Below are 15833 nucleotides of genomic sequence, written 5' to 3'. Positions count from 1 at the left end.
CGTCCGGGCCGGCCCGCCCGCACGCGCGAGACCGTTCCGGCATCCCCCACCGCGGCGCAGCGCCCCCGGGGCCGCTGCGCGAGAGAGGAGCACTTTCCATGGAAGCGCTGGAAAGAAGCAAGGAGCACGTGCTCGGGCTTTTCCGGATCGTCGTGGGGCTGCTGTTCGCCTGCCACGGAGCCGCCACCCTGTTCGGCGTCCTGGGCGGTCCGCACGGCACCGAGCCGGACTTCGCCGCATGGCCCGGCTGGTGGGCCGCGGCCATCCAACTGGCCGGCGGGGTGCTGGTTCTGTGCGGCCTCGGGACTCGCGTCGCCGCCGTGCTGTGCTCGGGGTCCATGGCGTACGCCTACTTCGACGTGCACCAGGCCCACGCGGCGCTCCCCATCGAGAACGGCGGCGAACCGGCGGCCATGTTCTGCTGGTCCTTCCTCCTCATCGCCGTCCTCGGGCCGGGCCGGTGGGCACTGGCGTCCCTGCTCCCCCACCGCCGGCGCTCCGGTTCCGGGCCGACCGGCCCGACGTGGCCCCGGAACACGCCGACCTCCGTGTGAGCGGACGGCCGGGCCCGCCCTTCGCGCGTCCCGCCGGCCTCGCGCCGCCGGTGCCGTGAACTGGTGGAACGTTCGCGCGTGGTCCACTGCGCCGCCGTGCGCCCTGTACAGGGAGGGGGCACCCGGGCGCCCCGAATTGGTCTAGTCCCTTCTTGGTCCAGACCATTGACCCGCCGCTGTGGCGGGCGCTATTCCAGTAGTCGGCAACACCCTGTCCGCGCACGGACATTGGCCACCCCTCGACACACCGGGACTGACATGAGACTCGTGCGTTCCTTCCGCGCGGCCCTCACCGCGGCCGCCACCACGGCGGCCGCGGTGGGCCTCGCCCTCACGGGAACCGGCACCGCCCAGGCCGCGACACCGCTGCCGAACCACGTCTTCGCCCCCTACTTCGAGGCCTGGACCGGTGAGAGCCCCGCCGCCCTGTCCGCCCAGTCGGGCGCCAAGCACCTGACGATGGCGTTTTTGCAGACCGCCTCCAAGGGCTCCTGCACGCCGTACTGGAACGGCGACACGAGCATGCCGATCGCCGCCTCGACCTTCGGCGCCGACATCAAGACGATCCAGGCCAACGGCGGCGACGTCATCCCCTCCTTCGGGGGATACACGGCCGACACCACCGGCACCGAGATCGCCGACAGCTGCACCGACGTCCAGCAGATCGCCGCCGCGTACGAGAAGGTCATCACCACCTACGACATCTCGCGGCTCGACATGGACATCGAGGTCGACTCGCTCGACAACACCGCCGCCATCGACCGCCGCAACAAGGCCATCAAGCTGGTCGAGGACTGGGCGGCGGCCAACGGGCGCAAGGTGGAGATCTCCTACACCCTGCCGACCACCACGCACGGTCCCGCCGACAACGGCGAGGCGCTGCTGCGCAACGCGGTGAGCAACGGCACCCGGGTCGACGTCGTGAACCTCATGACGTTCGACTACTACGACAACCAGGCCCACGACATGGCCAAGGACACCCAGACGGCCGCCCAGGGTCTGTACGACCTGCTCGCCGAGCTGTACCCGGGCAAGAGCCCGGCCCAGTTGTGGAACATGGTCGGCGTCACCGAGATGCCGGGCGTCGACGACTTCGGCAAGGCGGAGACCTTCACCCTGGCCAACGCCCGGACCGTGTACGACTGGGCGGTCGCCAAGGGCATCAACACCCTGTCCTTCTGGGCGCTGCAGCGCGACAACGGCGGCTGCGCGGGCGGGGCCGCCGCGGACAACTGCTCGGGCATCCAGCAGAACACGTGGGACTTCACGCACATCTTCGCGCCGTTCACCGGCACCACCACCACCCCGTCCAACGATTTCTCCGTCGCGCTCAGCCCGGCCTCCGGCTCCGTGACGGCCGGCCAGTCCGCCACGGCCACCGTGAAGACGGCCGTGACCAAGGGTGACGCGCAGAGCGTGCAGCTCAGCGTCAGCGGGGCCCCGGCGGGTGTCACCGCCTCCCTGAGCCCGACGTCCGTCACCGCGGGCGGCACCTCCACGCTCACCCTGGCCACCACCTCGGCCGCGGCCTCGGGCACCTACACGGTCACCGTGACCGGCGCGGGCGCCCCGGGCAGCCACGCGGCGACCTACTCCCTGACCATCACCGGCGGCTCCGGCAACCAGTGCACGAACGCCCCGTGGGCCAAGGACAAGGTGTACACCGGCGGCCAGCAGGTCTCGTACAAGGGCCACACCTGGAAGGCCAAGTGGTGGACGACGGGCGAGGAGCCCGGCACCACCGGCGAGTGGGGTGTCTGGCAGGACCTCGGCGCCTGCTGAACGCGAGCGGCCGGCACCGGCTCGTCGGAGACGAGACGGCCCTGACGGCCGCTCCACCGCGTGAGCAGCCGAGCAGGCACGGTCGTCCGGCACGGTGGCCGGGGCCCCTTTTTCGAGGGGCCCCGGCCATCGTTGCCCGTGAGCGCGGCCGTGCGCACACCCCTCCCTCTCCGTCCCGGCGGAAACCGGTCACCGGGCCGGGCTATTCTGGCCGGCGTACCTGGACACGGGGTGCCCCCGCGCGGGGGCTGAGATCACACCCGTTGAACCTGAACCAGTTAGGACTGGCGGAGGGATGTCGTATGTCGTTGCCGCATGCCCATGAAGAGACGGCCGTCGCCCGGGCGCGGCGCGTCTTCGACGGCCGGATGCCGACGGCCCCCGGGGATCTGCGGGTGGAGGCGCGCGGCATCACCCCGGTGCCCGAGGACGCCCGCTACGGCAGCCCCCGGCGGCTGTTCACCGTGTGGTTCGCCCCCAACCTGACGATGACCGGCGTGTTCACCGGCACCGTCGGGGCGGCCCTCGGACTGGACTTCGCCACCGCACTGCTCGCCGTGGTGCTCGGCACCCTGATCGGTGCGGTGCCCACGGCCTACCTGGGGACCTGGGGCAGCCGGACCGGGGCGGGCCAGCTGCCGCTGGCGAGGCTGGCCTTCGGGCGGGCCGTCGCTCTGCCGGGCGCCCTGCAGTGGCTGTCGTCCATCGCCTGGGACGCGCTGATCGGCCTGTTCGGCGGGGACGCGCTGGCCCAGTTGTTCGGCTGGCCGTTCTGGCTGGGGGTCCTGGTGATGCTGGCGGCCCAGGGGGCGCTGGGCGTGATCGGGTACGAGGCGATCCACCGCCTGCAGACGGTGATGACCTTCGCGCTCGGCGCCTCGCTCGTCGCGTTGGCGGTGAAGCTCGCGCACGGTGCCCAGCCCGCGACGGCCGCGACCGCGCACGGCGCGGACCGGGCGGGCGCGTTCGTGCTGACCTGCACCATCGCCCTGAGTCTCGCTCTCTCGTGGGCCCCGTACGCCAGCGACTTCAGCCGGTACCTGCCCCGGACGGCGTCCCGTCCGCGCATGTTCTGGTGCACCCTGCTCGGTGTCGGGGTGTCCTTCGTCGCGGTGCAGGCGCTCGGCCTGTGGGGCGCCGCGCAGTTCACCGACCAGACCGCCCGTGGGGTGGACCGGCTGCTCGGCGGCGGCGCGCTCGGCGCGTTCGGGCTTCTCGCGATCGCTCTCGCGGCGCTGTGCAGCAACGCCATGAACGACTACAGCGGCTCGCTGGCGCTGCAGACGGTCGGTGTGCGGCTGCCGCGGCCGGTGGCCGCCGCGCTCGCCGCGGTGCTCGGTTTCCCGCTCGTGCTGTGGATGCATGCCGCCGACACCACCGCCCGCTTCCAGAACGTGCTGCTGTTCGTCGGCTACTGGATCCCCGCGTTCGTCGCGATCGTGATCGTCGACTGGGCGGCCCGCGCGCGGGCACGCGGCGGGCGTCCGGTCGATCTGGCGGCGGAGGAGGCGGAGCCGCAGCCGTGGTGGCCGGCTCTCGCGGCGTTCGTCGCCGGTTTCGCCGTGGCCGTGCCGTTCATGAGCACCAGCCTGTACGTGGGCCCGGTCGCCCGGGCGCTGCACGGCGCCGACCTCGCCTACCCGGTGGCGTTCCTCGCGGCTCTGCTTCTCTACGTGCCGTTGCGCGTACGGCGCCGCACCTGAGCGCGCCCGGCGCGCGCATGGCTCAGTAGGCGGAGTCGACGTTGTCGATGGAGCCGTAGCGGTGCGCGGCGTAGTTGGCGGCCGCGGTGATGTTCGCGACCGGGTCGGTGATGCTGTGGGCGGTCCCGGCGACGTGGTAGGCGTTGAAGGTGGGGTCGATCACCTGGAGCAGGCCCTTGGACGGGATGCCCTTCTGCGCGTTGACGTCCCAGTTGTTCTGGGCGTTGGGGTTGCCGCCGGACTCGCGCATGATGTTGCGGTGCAGGCCCTCGTAGCTGCCGGGGATGCCCTTCTGCTTCATGATGGCCAGGGACTTCTTGATCCAGCCGTCGAGGCTGTTCGCGCCGCCGACGGCACCGGAGTCGGTGCGGCCCTCTCGCGTGGGGGCCGCGACGCTGTGGGCGCTGCGGGGGGCCTCGGCAGCGTGCGCGGCGGCCGGCATCAGGGTGAGGGAAGCAGCGGCGGCGCCGGTCGTGGCGAGGCCGGCCAGGGCGAGGGAGCGCAGGCGGGCGAGGCGGGGGGTGGCGGTGATCGCGGTCATGAGGAAGGGACTCTCCTGTGGGACGTCTTTCGAGGCGCCGGCCGGTGGTACCGGTCGCGGCCTGCAGGGCGTCGGGGTGAGGCCCTGTGCTGCACGGCGCAGGGGGCGCGTCCGGCGGTCAACGCCTGGTCGGCTCTGCGGCTTGCGGCAACGAGCAACATGGTTAGCGGCCTGCCGGGACCACGGCAAGAATGTGACGTACTACCCAGCTTCGGAGAAATGCCGGAAAATGGGCATGTGGGGACTTTCGCCGCTGTTTGCCGCAGTGCGCGTCTACGGTCTTCTTTAGGACGTGACATGGGCCCTATGGGCCGCGTCACCCGTTTCCCGGGGAACCAGCCCCCCGGGACGGCCGTCCTCGCTCCCCCGACCCGGCCGCCTGCGGCTCCCGAGCGGGCCGGGCGCTCCTGCCCGCTGCTCCCTCGCGAGGCCGTCGCGGCCTGCCACGAAGCGTCACCGGAGGCATCGGCCCGGGCCAGGGTGCCGGGGCCTCGCGGGCCTCGTGGGCCTCGCGGGCCTCAGGAGGCGAGGTGGGTGCGGTCCCCCATCACCATGACGGGGTACTGCGCCGGGTCCAGGGTGCGCAGGAGGGTCTTCATGCCGGACTCGGGGACGGTGACGCAGGCCGAGGTGCCGTCGCCGTGGTCCGTGTGGAGCCAGATCCCGCCGCCCTTCTCCACCCCGTCCGGGCGGCTCCAGTCGAACGGCGGAGCGCCCTTGAGCCGGTTGTAGTCGATGGCGATGACGTAGTCGAAGTCATGGGCGTGGGCCTGCTCCGGAGGCAGCATGGTCGCGTAGGCGTTGTCGTCGTGCCAGTACCTCAGCCGCGTCCCGGGGTCGGCGAGGGTGCCTCCCGCGTCGGTGAGCGTGAACACGCCGACGGGACTGCGCTCGTCGTCGATGCGGTGGTCCTCCGTCCAGCCCAGCCTGCCGTTGTGCGCGGGCCAGCTCGCCGTCCGCACCCACGTCGAGCCCTGCTTCTGATAGAGCACGGCGAGGCCGTCGGGGGAATCCTCGCGCTCGCCGTAGACGACCACCGCCTGCCCGGTGGCGGCCGGCACCTGGCTCCACATCCGGTCCCCGACGCCCGGAAGGCGTCTGCCCACGGCCTGACCGGGATAGGCGGACGCCGCGCCGGGTGCGCCGGAGATCTTCCGCTCGGCCACCTGGTCGCACGCCGTGGCACCGGCCAGCAGGACGCCGCAGGCAAGAGCGGTGGATATGGCATGACGCGCACCGCCGCGTCGCACCGGCCGACGGCAGGACGGGGTCACCGTGAATATCCACATGGTCAGGATCTTGTGACGAGGCGGATGCGACCCGCATCCGGACGCGGCATCCGGCCCAACTGTCCGCCGCCCGCCCACCGGTGCCGCCGCCCGCGCGGCGGGGAGCGTGCCGCGGTCCCTGCAGAGGTCCGGCGTGGGGCGGGGGTGCCGGGGGTGTTCTACTCCGCCGGGCTGCCGTGCGCCTGCACCGCGGCGGCCAGGTGGTCGGCGAGGGGCGCGGGCAGCGCCTGGCCGGCGGTGGTCCGCAGAAGGGCCTCGGCGACGAGGTGCAGTTTCGTGTTGCTGTGCTGGGACGCCGTCACCAGCACCTGCCAGGACTGCCGGGCACTGAGCCGGAAGGACGACATGAGCATGCCCCGGGCCATGTCGATCGCCGCACGGGTCTGCAGCGCCCGGTGCAGTTGCGCGTTCTCGGCCGCGAGATCGCCATCGGACGAGCCTGCCGCAGGGGCCGCCCGGGCGTGTGCGGGCTCCGGGGCGGCGGCCGGGTGCTCCTCCGGCCCCGCGGAGCCCGCCGGGAGGAGCGGGAGCGTGCCGGTGAGGGCCAGCAGGCGTTCCACCGCCGGACTCGTGGCGCGCACAACGAGGCTCTCGGCGTCCTCGCGGGCGCGACGGCGCACGCGCAGCAGCACGTTGAGGGCGGAGCAGTCACAGAATTCGACGCCCGCGACATCCAGTTCCAGACCCCCGTCGGCGTGGTCGAGCGCCTCGCGAGCCGTCTGCCGCAGCAGCCGGTCGCACTCCAGGTCCAGCTCGCCGGACACCGTCACCAGCAGGCGGCCGTCGATCACGTCGACGCTCAGGGTCACCGGTGCCGACGTCTGCGCGAACGCGGCGCCGCACTCAGGGCAGGGGACCTCGCCTGGAGGAAGATCCGTGTGATGGGACATGTCAAGCTCCCGCACTGCCGTCTTCTCGAGCACTCCCAGCATCACCTCACCGGACTTTCGCGTCAACCAAGACACGAAAAGGGATTCAGCCTTTTGAACGCACGAATCGGGGATCGTACGCTGGGGTGTATGGATCGAGCGCCGGAGTCGCATGCAGGCTGGACGTTTCTGACCAATCACTCCCGGGTGCTGGCCGCCATCGCCGAGGACCGCACCACCCGCGTCCGGGACATCGCCGCCCGCTGCCGGCTCACCGAACGGGCCGTACAGAAGATCATCGCCGACCTGGAGGAGGGCGGGTACCTGACCCATGTCCGGGAAGGCCGCTCCAATGTCTACCGCATCCCTCCCGGCACGCTCCTGCGTCATCCCGCGGACGCCCCGGCCACCGTCGCGGAGCTGCTGTCGATCCTGGTCCGCCACGAGTCCGGGCGCCCCGCGCCGTCGACCGCCGAAGAACACGACGGGCCCTGACCCGGCGGCCTCGGCCGGATCGCAGCACGGCGGGAAGCGGCGGCTGGAGCAGCGGCGCGGGGGCGCCCCGGCGCCCGATGCGGGCACGCGACCTCACCCGGGGCATCACCGGTGAACGGCCCTGCCGGCCGGGGCGGTTCTCCTACGATGGCGGCGACGCCATGCCGACGGACAGGACTGGTTCCCATGACCGATCGCACCCCCGAGGTTGATCAGTCGAAACCGAGCATCGCCCGGGTCTACGACTATCTGCTCGGCGGCAAGGACAACTACGCCGTCGACCGCGAGATCGGCGACTTCTTCCTCAGGGACCAGCCCGGTTCGGTGGCGATCGCGTTCGCCAATCGCCATGCCCTGACGCGCGCCGTGCAGGCCATGGCCCGCGGGGGCATCTCCCAGTTCGTCGACCTGGGCAGCGGCCTGCCCACCGCCGACAACGTGCATCAGGTCGCCCGGCGGCACAACGCCGCGGCGCGCGTCGTCTACGTCGACAACGATCCGGCCGTGCTCGCCCACGGCCGGGCCCTGTTGGCCGCCGACGAGGGCACCGAGGTGATCCAGGCGGACCTGCGCGAGCCGGAACGGATCCGCCACCACCGCGATGTGCGGAACCTGATCGACTTCGACGAGCCGGTCGGTGTCGTCTTCAGCGCCGTCCTGCACCATCTCAACGACGACGAGCGGCCCGCCGACCTCGTGCGCTGGTGGGTGGACCGGGTGCCGTCGAACAGCCAGGTCTACATCTCCCACTTCCGCTCCGGCGCGAACGAGGAGAGCCGTCTCGCGGAACAGAAGCTGCAAGGCACCTTCGGCCGCGGACGCTGGCGCACCGACGAGGAGATCGCCGGCCTCTTCGGTGACCTGGAGCTGCTCGAGCCGGGCCTGGTGAACTGCTCGCTGTGGCGGCCGGAGTCCGCGCCGGGCGGCCACGCCGCCGAGGCCGGCACGGGCAGGCGCGGCCTGACGGCGTGGGAGCAGCTGATCTCCTGCGCGCTGGCCCGCACACCGTGACCGGCCGGACGCCCGGGCGGGCTCGCAGGACTCTCGCGGCGCCCGGTCGCCCTTGTTACCAAGTGCGGACAGAACCGGGTGAACATCTCCGGTGCGGGCGCCCTCTCACGGGGTGCAGGAAACAGCAGATGCGGCCGGGCGCCCCCGCGGGAGCGGGTGCAGGTGCCGCGTCCTGACACTCCGTGAGGGACTTCGACCATGACCACTCGCCGTGTACGCCGTACCGCCCGTTCCGCCGGCCTGGTGGCCGTCGCCGCCGCCGCGGCGTTCTCGCTGACCGCCTTCCAGTCAGGGGGCAAGGACGCCGCCGCCGGCCCGGAGAAGAAGGTCTCCGCCGCCTCCGATCCCGCCTCCGGCTCCACCGGTGGCGGCGGTGCTCCCGGCGGTACCCGGACCAGCGCGGACAAGGCCCCGGCCGACGTGCCGACCGAGACGTCCGCCGCGCCCCGCACCACCGCGCCGGCCGCCCCGGCCAAGACGGCACCCCCGGTCCGCACCCAGACCCTGGCGGACGGCAGCACGGCCGAGATCTACAAGCGCGGTGCCGAGCACTACCTCGCCAAGATCGTCCACGGTGGTGCGGTCTTAGCCACGCTGGAGACGGACCAGCACGACGCCGGGCTCGACGCCAACGACATGTTCGTCGTGCTCACGCTGGGCGGCCAGGTCCACTCCTGGATGGGCGGCGGACACACCGGGCCGGGCACCTTCAAGCTCGCGGGCGGCTGGACGGCCAAGGTCACGAAAATCGGCGAACTCCGGTACCGCGCGCAGATCCTCGGCCTCGACGGCTCGGTGGACGCCACGCTGGAGACGGACCAGCGCGACGCCGGGCTCGACGCCAACGGCGTGTACATCGTGCTCAGCAGCGGTGGTGTGATCAGCGCCCACCTGTGAGCGCCTGCCCGGCCGTGCGGTGGAACCGTCTCCAGGGGAGGAACGCCGGGCCGCGGACACCGCTCGGCCGCCTCCGCCCGTGCCGTCCTTGGTCCCCTCCCCCTCGCGGGCCCGGGCGGCGGAGGACAAAGCCGGTGCGGAGCACCGCCGGGCCCGGCGGAGGGACTCACTCCGGCCGGGAGGGGGGAGGGAACTGCCGTGTCGCGGTGCGGGGTTGTGCCCGTGCGGTGACGTCGTCGGCCGGGCCGGCTGCCCGGCCGTCCGCACGCCCGGTCAGGAGGCCCGCGTCGCGGGCAGCGCGCGGGTCACCTCGGGCAGCGGGTCGGCCCGGCGGGCCACGTCGAGCAGGGTGCGCAGGGTGCGCTCGGCCGGGCCCAGCCGGGGCCGCCACCGGGCGACGATGCTGACCGGGCGGATCCGCTCGGCCAGCCGCAGTTCGGTCAGTTCCCCTTCCTGCAGTTCCCGGGCGACCGCCAGCTCCGGCAGCAGCGACACCCCGTGCCCGTGCCCGGTCAGCCGCAGCAGCGCCGACAACGAGCCCTGGATCATGGCCAGTTGGGCCCCGGCCAGCAGATCCCGGCCCAAGCGGTCCACCAGCATCTCCGAGGTGCACCCGGGCTCCGCCACCAGGAAGTCGTACCGCAGTATCTCCTCGGGCGTCACGACCTCCTTGCGGGCCAGCGGATGGCTCGGCGCCGCCACCAGCACCGTCCGGTCGTGCCCGACGACCGTGTGCGGGCCGGGCGCCCGGAGGCCGTTGTCGTACTGGAAGACCAGGTCCAGCTCACCGCCGGTGAAAGCCTGGTCCAGCGTCCGCCGGTTGGCGACCGTCAGTTCCACGTCCGCGCCGCTGTCCGTGCCGCCCGCCCCGTACTCCAGCGCGGCCAGTACATCCGGCATCCACACGTGTGCCAGCGACTCCTGCGCCCCGATCCGCAGCCGCGGCCGGTCGCCGTGCGCGGCCCGGCGCATCCGCTCCTCCAGTTCCAGGGCCTCGCGGGCGTGCGGCAGCAGCCGGGCGCCGGCCTGCGTGAGTACCGCCCCGGTGCCCGCGCGCACCAGCACGCTCACCCCGAGATCCGCCTCCAGCCGCTTGATCTGGGCGCTGAGGCTGGACTGCGCGTATCCCAGGGCCTGTGCGGCGGCGGAGATGCCGCCGTGGTCGGCGACCGCGACGAGGGCGCGCAGATAGCGAGAGTCCACGTCGGCAGCATAACCACCATCGGACTTTCCGATGGGGGTATCGGATTCACGGCGTCGCAGGTCCGGGGGCCGCTGGGACACGCTGCGCCCATGACCGCAACCGACCCCCTCCCCGCCGGCGTCGCCGCGCCGAAGGCGCCCGCACCGTCCGGGTTCCCTGCCCGGCTGGCGTTCGCCGGCATCGCCGCCGGCAACCTGCTCGTCCTGCTCGACACCTCGATCCTCAACGTGGCCGTGCCCGATGTGCAGAGGTCCCTGCACCCGGTCGCCGCCGCACTGCCCTGGGCCGTCGACGCCTACACCGTGGTCTTCGCCGGGCTGCTGCTCGCCGGCGGCGTCATCGCCGACCGGTGGGGTCCCCGGCGCGTGTACGCCGCCGCGCTCGGCTCGTTCGCCGTCCTGTCCGTGGTGTGCGCCCTCGCGCCCGATGCCGGTGCCCTGATCGCCGGGCGTGCGCTGCTCGGTGCCGCGGGCGCCGGTCTGGTGCCCGCCTCGCTGGCGCTGCTGATCCACCTGAACCCCGACCCCGCCCGCCGTACCCGCGCCATCGGTGCGTGGACCGCGCTCAGCGGCCTGGGGGCCGCCGCGGGGCCCGTGCTCGGCGGCGCCCTGGTCGAACTCGGCGGCTGGCGGCTGGTGTTCCTCGTCAACCCGCCGATCGCGCTGGCCGCGCTGCTCCTCGTCCGCCGGCTGCCGGTGCCGCCGGTGCGCGCCGCCCGCGCCCTGGACCGTCCGGGCCTGGCCCTGTCCACCGCCGGACTCTGTCTGCTCACCTTCGGCCTGGTCGAGGCCGGCATCGAGGGCTGGGACTCGGCGCAGGCCCTGATCCCCGTCGCGGCCGCGCTGGTCTGCTGCGTCGTCGTCGCCCTCGTGGAGCGCCGGGCGGCCTTTCCGGTCCTGCCGCCTGCCCTGCTGGCCCTGCCGAAGGTGCGGGCGGCGATGGTCGCCGCCGCGGTGTCCTGCTTCGCCTACTTCGGCGGGATGTACATGTTCGCGGTGTGGCTGCAGCACACCTACCACCTGACCCCGTTCAAGGCCGGTCTCGCCTCGCTGCCGATCGCCCTGCCCGTCTGTGTCATGCCGTTCTTCACCGGCCGGCTCGTCGCCCGCCGCGGCCCCCGTCCGATCCTGCTGGCCGGCATGTGGGCTGCCGTGGTCGCCGGTGTGCTGCTGGCCTTCGCGGGGGGCCACCATCCGCCGCTGCCGCTCATCCTCGCCGCCGAGCTGGCCCTCGCCGCGACCGGCACCCTGTCCGTCCCCGGCGCCGCCGCCGCGATGGCCGTCTCCGTCCCGCCGGAGTACGCCGCCACCGGCCAGGGCGCGCTCAACGGCGTCCGCCAGGCCGGCTCGGCCCTCGGCGTCGCGGTGCTCGGCACCCTCGGTGCGCTCCCCACCTGCGGTCACGTCCTCATCGGCATCGGCCTGGTGGCCGTGCTGCTGGTGGCGAAGCCGAGCGCCTGACGCGGACCGGCACGGCGGATCCCGGCAGGCCGGCACCGCACCCCGCACCCCGCAGGGCGGCGGGGGCGGGGCGGGTCAGAGGCCGCCTGTGTCGAGCAGCCGGTTGGGGGTGTCGGAGCGGACGCCGTGCACGACGCCCCGGGTGGCCGTGTGGTCGAGCCAGACGTGGACCTCGCGGGCCGTGGCGTGGGGGTGCACCGACAGGTACAGCGCGATCACGCCGGTCGCGTGCGGCGCGGCCCAGGACGTCGCGCCGTCGTCCTCCGTGGTCGTACCGCCGCCTGCGAGGGCGGCGGTCACCTTCTGCCCGGGGGCGTACAGGTCCACGCATCGTCCGTAGTCCGATCCGTAGGAGCCGCCGTCGCTCCACGGGCGGTCCTTCGGGGTGGAGGCCGCCACGACGATCGTGCCGGGAACGCCGGCCGGGGAGTGCTTGCAGGCGTCGTCGTGGAAGTTGCCGGCCGACACCACCGTCGGGATTCCCGCATCGACCATCTTCTTCACGGCGGACTCCAGGGCCGCCGACCGGTGGTCGAGGTTGAGCGACATGTTCACCACCGCGGGTTTCTGCGCGTGCGCGGTCACCCACTTGACCGACTTCACCAGGGCCGCTTCGGCCGCCGAGGGGGAGCCGCCGCCCTCGCTTTCGCACAGGATGCCCTGGACCCGTACGAGTTCCGCTTCGGGCGCCACCCCGTACCGTGCCCCGCCGACGATGCCCGCGACGAACGTGCCGTGGCCGGTCCCCGCCTCGCTGAAGCAGTCGCCGGAGTCCTTGGGGCCGACGAAGTCGGCGCCGAGGCGGGCGCGTCCGCCGAACTCCTTGTGGCTGATGTCCATCCCGGTGTCGATCACGTAGACGTGGACGCCCTTGCCCGTGGCGGTGGTGGTGAACTTCCCGTTCAGGGGCCGCGACCGCTGGTCCAGGATGTCCAGGTTCCACGGCACGTTCCGGGTGAGGGGCGAGGCGGCACCCCCTGCGATCTTGGACAGCGTCCCCACGGTGCCGGCGGACGTCGGCGCCGAGCCGGACGGCGCCCCGTGCCCCGCGGACGCGGCGGACTGCCGCTTCCCGTGCGCGGAGGGCGTGCCGCCGCTCCCCCCGGCCGCCGCGCCGGCTTTCCCGCCGCAGGCCGAGGCCCCGAGGACCGTCGCCATGGCCACCGCCATGAGGCCCGCCTTCGTCACGTTCCGCGTCACAACGTCCCCCCTGATTCGTGCACAGTCAGCGCACAAGACGGCCACCGGGGACGGGCGGTTCCGGCGACGGGCGAGGGGGGGCGGCCCGCGGCCTGGGCGATCACCCCGGACGCCTATACCTGGCGTGTACACGTAACGGCCGCCGCACCGAAACGCACTCAGCGATCATTACGGTAAATATCTGCAAAAGCTGCGCGGCGGCCCGCCGAGGCGACGACCGGCCTGGAGCAGGCTGGGGCCCGGCACCGCGCCACCGGCGGGCCCGAGACCGGCACCGTGCCACCGGCGGGCCCGAGACCGCGCCGTGAACCGGCTCCGGGGCGCATGTCAGGGCGCTATGCCCTCATTGCGTAGATATTCTGTGAAGTGTGATCGAGTCTGGACGGCCGTGGCCGCGTCGTCACCACGGCCGCGGCAGCCTTGTGCGGCTGTCGCCGGTCATCCTGACCGTCGTCATCGCCAGCCTGGCATACGCCACTCCCCCGGAAATGGCCTTCAGCCGTCTCCTGCCCGCGGCGCCGGCCCTCGCCGCCGCCATGTGGCCGGTGCTCCCCACCGTCCTGCTGGGGACGGTCTGCCTCTTTCTGATGATCGGGCTCAGCATCGTGTTCCCCGGTCTGGGGACGTGGTGGACGGCCGCGGGGATCATCGCGGTCACGGTGGCGGCCGCGTACGGCAGCCACGTCCGGCTCCAGCGGGAGCGGACCCTCTTCCAGGTGCGGCTCGTCGCCGAAGCGGCGCAGCAGGTGGTGCTGAGTCCCATGCCGCGCCGCTTCGGGAGCGTCGAGATCGAGTCGCTGTATCTCGCGGCCGCGGCGGAGGCCCGTATCGGCGGGGACTTCTACGAGGTGGCCGACACGCGGTACGGGGTCAGGCTGCTCATCGGTGACGTGCGGGGCAAAGGCCTGCCGGCGGTGGGGGCGGCCGCAGCGATCGTCAACGCCTTCCGGGAGGCGGCCTACGGCGAGGCCGACCTGGTCGGCATCGCACGCCGGCTGGACGCCAGCAGCACCCGTTACAACGCCGCCTTTCCCCCCGAGGGGTCGATGGAGCGCTTCGCCACCGCCCTTCTCGTCGAGATCCCGCACGAGGGCAGGCACATCACGATCCTCAACTGCGGACACCCCCCGCCACTGCTTCTGAACCGTGGGGAGCTCCGTGCCCTCGACCCCACCGATCCCTCGCCGCTGCTCAACCTCGCGGAGCTGATCGGCGATCACTACAACGTCGACACCTTCGACTTCGCCCCCGGCGATCTGCTGCTTCTCTACACCGACGGGGTCGCCGAGGCACGCGCCCACGACGGCGAGTTCTTCCCGCTGGCGGCCTGGATGCGCCGACAGCCCCCGACACAGCCCCACGAGCTGCTCACGGCTCTTCACCGCGACCTCCTCCACTACAGCAGAGGACGCCTCGACGACGACATCGCCGCCCTCGCCGTGCGCCTGTGCGACCCCCCGGCCAGCGCGCGGTCGTCGTAGCGGGGCACAGGCTGCCGTCGCGGGCCTTCGGTGACTTCTTTTGTGAGCCCGGGACGGCCGTGGACGCGGGATCGGCCGTCGGCCGGCCGGAGCGCTCCCCGGCCCCGCAGGGCCGGGGAGCGCGGGGGTCACGCGGTCGCGGTGCGGCCGGTGATCGGGCAGGTGCCGGCTGCCGCCGCGCCGAAGGCGGCGGTCTTGGCGGCCGGTGCCGTGCCGCCGATCTGCTGGAGGATCTCGTCCGACAGCAGGTCCTCCTTGCCCTTGAGGGCGTCGGCGACCTTGAGGTCGGTGTTGAAGACCATCTCGGCGGCGACGTTGTCCTGGACGATGCGTGCCAGGTTGTCCAGGGCCACGGCGATCGGGTCCGAGGGGGTCTCCACGGTGGGCAGGTCGATGAGGTGGGTGGCCACCTTCGCCTGGTTCATGGTGCGGCGGATGATGATGGACGCCTGGTTCAGCTCGGACGTCGTCCAGATCGACAGCACCGTGACGTACAGGTCGCTCCACGCCTGCTCGCCGATCAGTGTGCGCCACCGCTTCATCAGTGCCTCGATGCCGGTGATCTGCGCGGTGGCGGCGAAGGTCATGTTGACGCGGATGGACGGGTAGACGGTCGCGGCGAAGCGGTTGTACGACACCATGTCGAACGATCCCGCCTTGACGATGGTGTCGATGAACTTGACGGCCTCCGTGAGGATCTTGTTGCAGGAGGTGTACAGGTCGTCGGGGAGGTTCGCGGTGGGCAGTTTGACGAGTGCCGAACTCAGAGTGGTCCGGTAGGTGTTCAGCGGGGTGATCCAGCCCTTGTCGCCCGGGGTCTTGAACGCGACCATGTCCAGGTCGTGCGGGTCGATGCGCTCGGCGTTGGGGATGTTGGGCACCTGGTCGCCGAGGTAGGCGGCGATCACCGAGTAGATGCCCAGGGGGATGTGGGCGATGGACTTGGCCAGTTCGAAGTACTCCGGAACCGGGTCGACCGTCTCGACCCGCACTCCGTTGTTGATCAGGGTGAAGCGTCCGCCGACGGCGTTGTTCTGGACGACGATGACCGGGGAGAGGTGTTTGATCAGCTCGGACTTCAGTGACGCGTAGTTGCTGCGCATCCCGGCGTTGACGTTGCGTATCGCGTCCCGCGCCGCTTTCTCGTCGGTCGCGGAGGGTGCGGCCGACGCGCTGGTGGCCGCTTGTGTCTGTGTGAGGAAGGTGGCTGCCCCTGCTGCCGAAACGGTACCCAGAAATCCTCTACGAGTTGCCATGCCCCGTCTTTCCATGGTGAGTGATCGGTTTCTGCGGGGTGGGGGGAAAGATGTGGGGGGGTTCAGGGTGGGGGGACAGGCGTGGGGGAAG

At 72.4% G+C, this 15833-nt stretch carries 14 protein-coding genes and 1 riboswitch; of the genes, 8 read left to right on the top strand and 6 right to left on the bottom strand.

Annotated features, from left to right (window positions below):
* The first annotated feature begins 98 nt into the window (after positions 1-98).
* The 3 genes from ACZ7KF_RS33700 to ACZ7KF_RS33690 all read left to right on the top strand — a co-directional run bounded on the left by ACZ7KF_RS33700 (position 99) and on the right by ACZ7KF_RS33690 (position 4039).
* A complete protein-coding gene (locus tag ACZ7KF_RS33700; RefSeq protein WP_471083761.1) occupies positions 99-554 on the top strand; it encodes a DoxX family protein in 456 nt (151 codons plus the stop codon).
* 258 nt (positions 555-812) lie between these two features.
* Positions 813-2336, top strand: a complete 1524-nt coding sequence (locus ACZ7KF_RS33695) for a chitinase (protein ID WP_471083758.1) — start codon at positions 813-815, stop codon at positions 2334-2336.
* Between the two features lie 217 nt (positions 2337-2553).
* Positions 2554-2649, top strand: a riboswitch (TPP riboswitch).
* On the top strand, positions 2639-4039 hold the full coding sequence (locus ACZ7KF_RS33690; RefSeq protein WP_471083755.1) for a purine-cytosine permease family protein: 1401 nt from the start codon (positions 2639-2641) through the stop codon (positions 4037-4039). (Overlaps the previous riboswitch by 11 nt.)
* Before the next feature lie 22 nt (positions 4040-4061).
* On the opposite strand, the gene ACZ7KF_RS33685 is transcribed toward ACZ7KF_RS33690, so the two are convergent.
* From ACZ7KF_RS33685 to ACZ7KF_RS33675, 3 genes are all read right to left on the bottom strand, one after another.
* Entirely contained in the window at positions 4062-4580 is a 519-nt protein-coding gene (locus ACZ7KF_RS33685) for a transglycosylase SLT domain-containing protein (RefSeq protein WP_471083752.1), read from the bottom strand.
* A gap of 518 nt (positions 4581-5098) precedes the next feature.
* Entirely contained in the window at positions 5099-5869 is a 771-nt protein-coding gene (locus ACZ7KF_RS33680) for a hypothetical protein (protein WP_471083750.1), read from the bottom strand.
* Positions 5870-6027: 158 nt separating this feature from the next.
* On the bottom strand, positions 6028-6759 hold the full coding sequence (locus tag ACZ7KF_RS33675) for an anti-sigma factor antagonist (RefSeq protein WP_471083747.1): 732 nt from the start codon (positions 6757-6759) through the stop codon (positions 6028-6030).
* A gap of 129 nt (positions 6760-6888) precedes the next feature.
* On the opposite strand from ACZ7KF_RS33675, the gene ACZ7KF_RS33670 reads away from it, so the two are divergent.
* The 3 genes from ACZ7KF_RS33670 to ACZ7KF_RS33660 all read left to right on the top strand — a co-directional run bounded on the left by ACZ7KF_RS33670 (position 6889) and on the right by ACZ7KF_RS33660 (position 9141).
* Entirely contained in the window at positions 6889-7233 is a 345-nt protein-coding gene (locus tag ACZ7KF_RS33670) for a helix-turn-helix transcriptional regulator (protein WP_471083744.1), read from the top strand.
* Positions 7234-7419: 186 nt separating this feature from the next.
* A complete protein-coding gene (locus tag ACZ7KF_RS33665) occupies positions 7420-8244 on the top strand; it encodes an SAM-dependent methyltransferase (protein ID WP_471083741.1) in 825 nt (274 codons plus the stop codon).
* A gap of 198 nt (positions 8245-8442) precedes the next feature.
* Complete coding sequence (locus ACZ7KF_RS33660) at positions 8443-9141, top strand: hypothetical protein (protein ID WP_471083738.1); 699 nt, start codon at positions 8443-8445, stop codon at positions 9139-9141.
* Positions 9142-9414: 273 nt separating this feature from the next.
* Here the strand turns inward: ACZ7KF_RS33660 and ACZ7KF_RS33655 are convergent, their stop codons facing one another.
* Positions 9415-10344 (bottom strand): LysR family transcriptional regulator, encoded by a 930-nt coding sequence (locus ACZ7KF_RS33655; protein WP_471083735.1) that lies wholly within the window; start codon positions 10342-10344, stop codon positions 9415-9417.
* Positions 10345-10434: 90 nt separating this feature from the next.
* On the opposite strand from ACZ7KF_RS33655, the gene ACZ7KF_RS33650 reads away from it, so the two are divergent.
* Positions 10435-11805: an MFS transporter gene (locus tag ACZ7KF_RS33650; protein ID WP_471083733.1), complete on the top strand. Its 1371-nt coding sequence runs from the start codon at positions 10435-10437 to the stop codon at positions 11803-11805.
* Positions 11806-11880: 75 nt separating this feature from the next.
* Here the strand turns inward: ACZ7KF_RS33650 and ACZ7KF_RS33645 are convergent, their stop codons facing one another.
* Positions 11881-13005, bottom strand: a complete 1125-nt coding sequence (locus ACZ7KF_RS33645) for a S8 family peptidase (protein WP_471083731.1) — start codon at positions 13003-13005, stop codon at positions 11881-11883.
* A gap of 368 nt (positions 13006-13373) precedes the next feature.
* Here ACZ7KF_RS33645 and ACZ7KF_RS33640 point away from each other — a divergent pair, with 368 nt between their 5' ends.
* Positions 13374-14486 (top strand): PP2C family protein-serine/threonine phosphatase, encoded by a 1113-nt coding sequence (locus tag ACZ7KF_RS33640; RefSeq protein WP_471083728.1) that lies wholly within the window; start codon positions 13374-13376, stop codon positions 14484-14486.
* A 128-nt stretch (positions 14487-14614) separates the two neighbouring features.
* Here the strand turns inward: ACZ7KF_RS33640 and ACZ7KF_RS33635 are convergent, their stop codons facing one another.
* A complete protein-coding gene (locus ACZ7KF_RS33635; RefSeq protein WP_471083725.1) occupies positions 14615-15589 on the bottom strand; it encodes a hypothetical protein in 975 nt (324 codons plus the stop codon).
* Positions 15590-15833 lie beyond the last annotated feature (244 nt).

It is taken from the genome of Streptomyces sp. NPDC038200, from assembly GCF_055600785.1.
The sequence above is the reverse complement of the archived record's forward strand: the minus strand, read 5'-3'. Positions and strand labels throughout refer to the sequence as shown.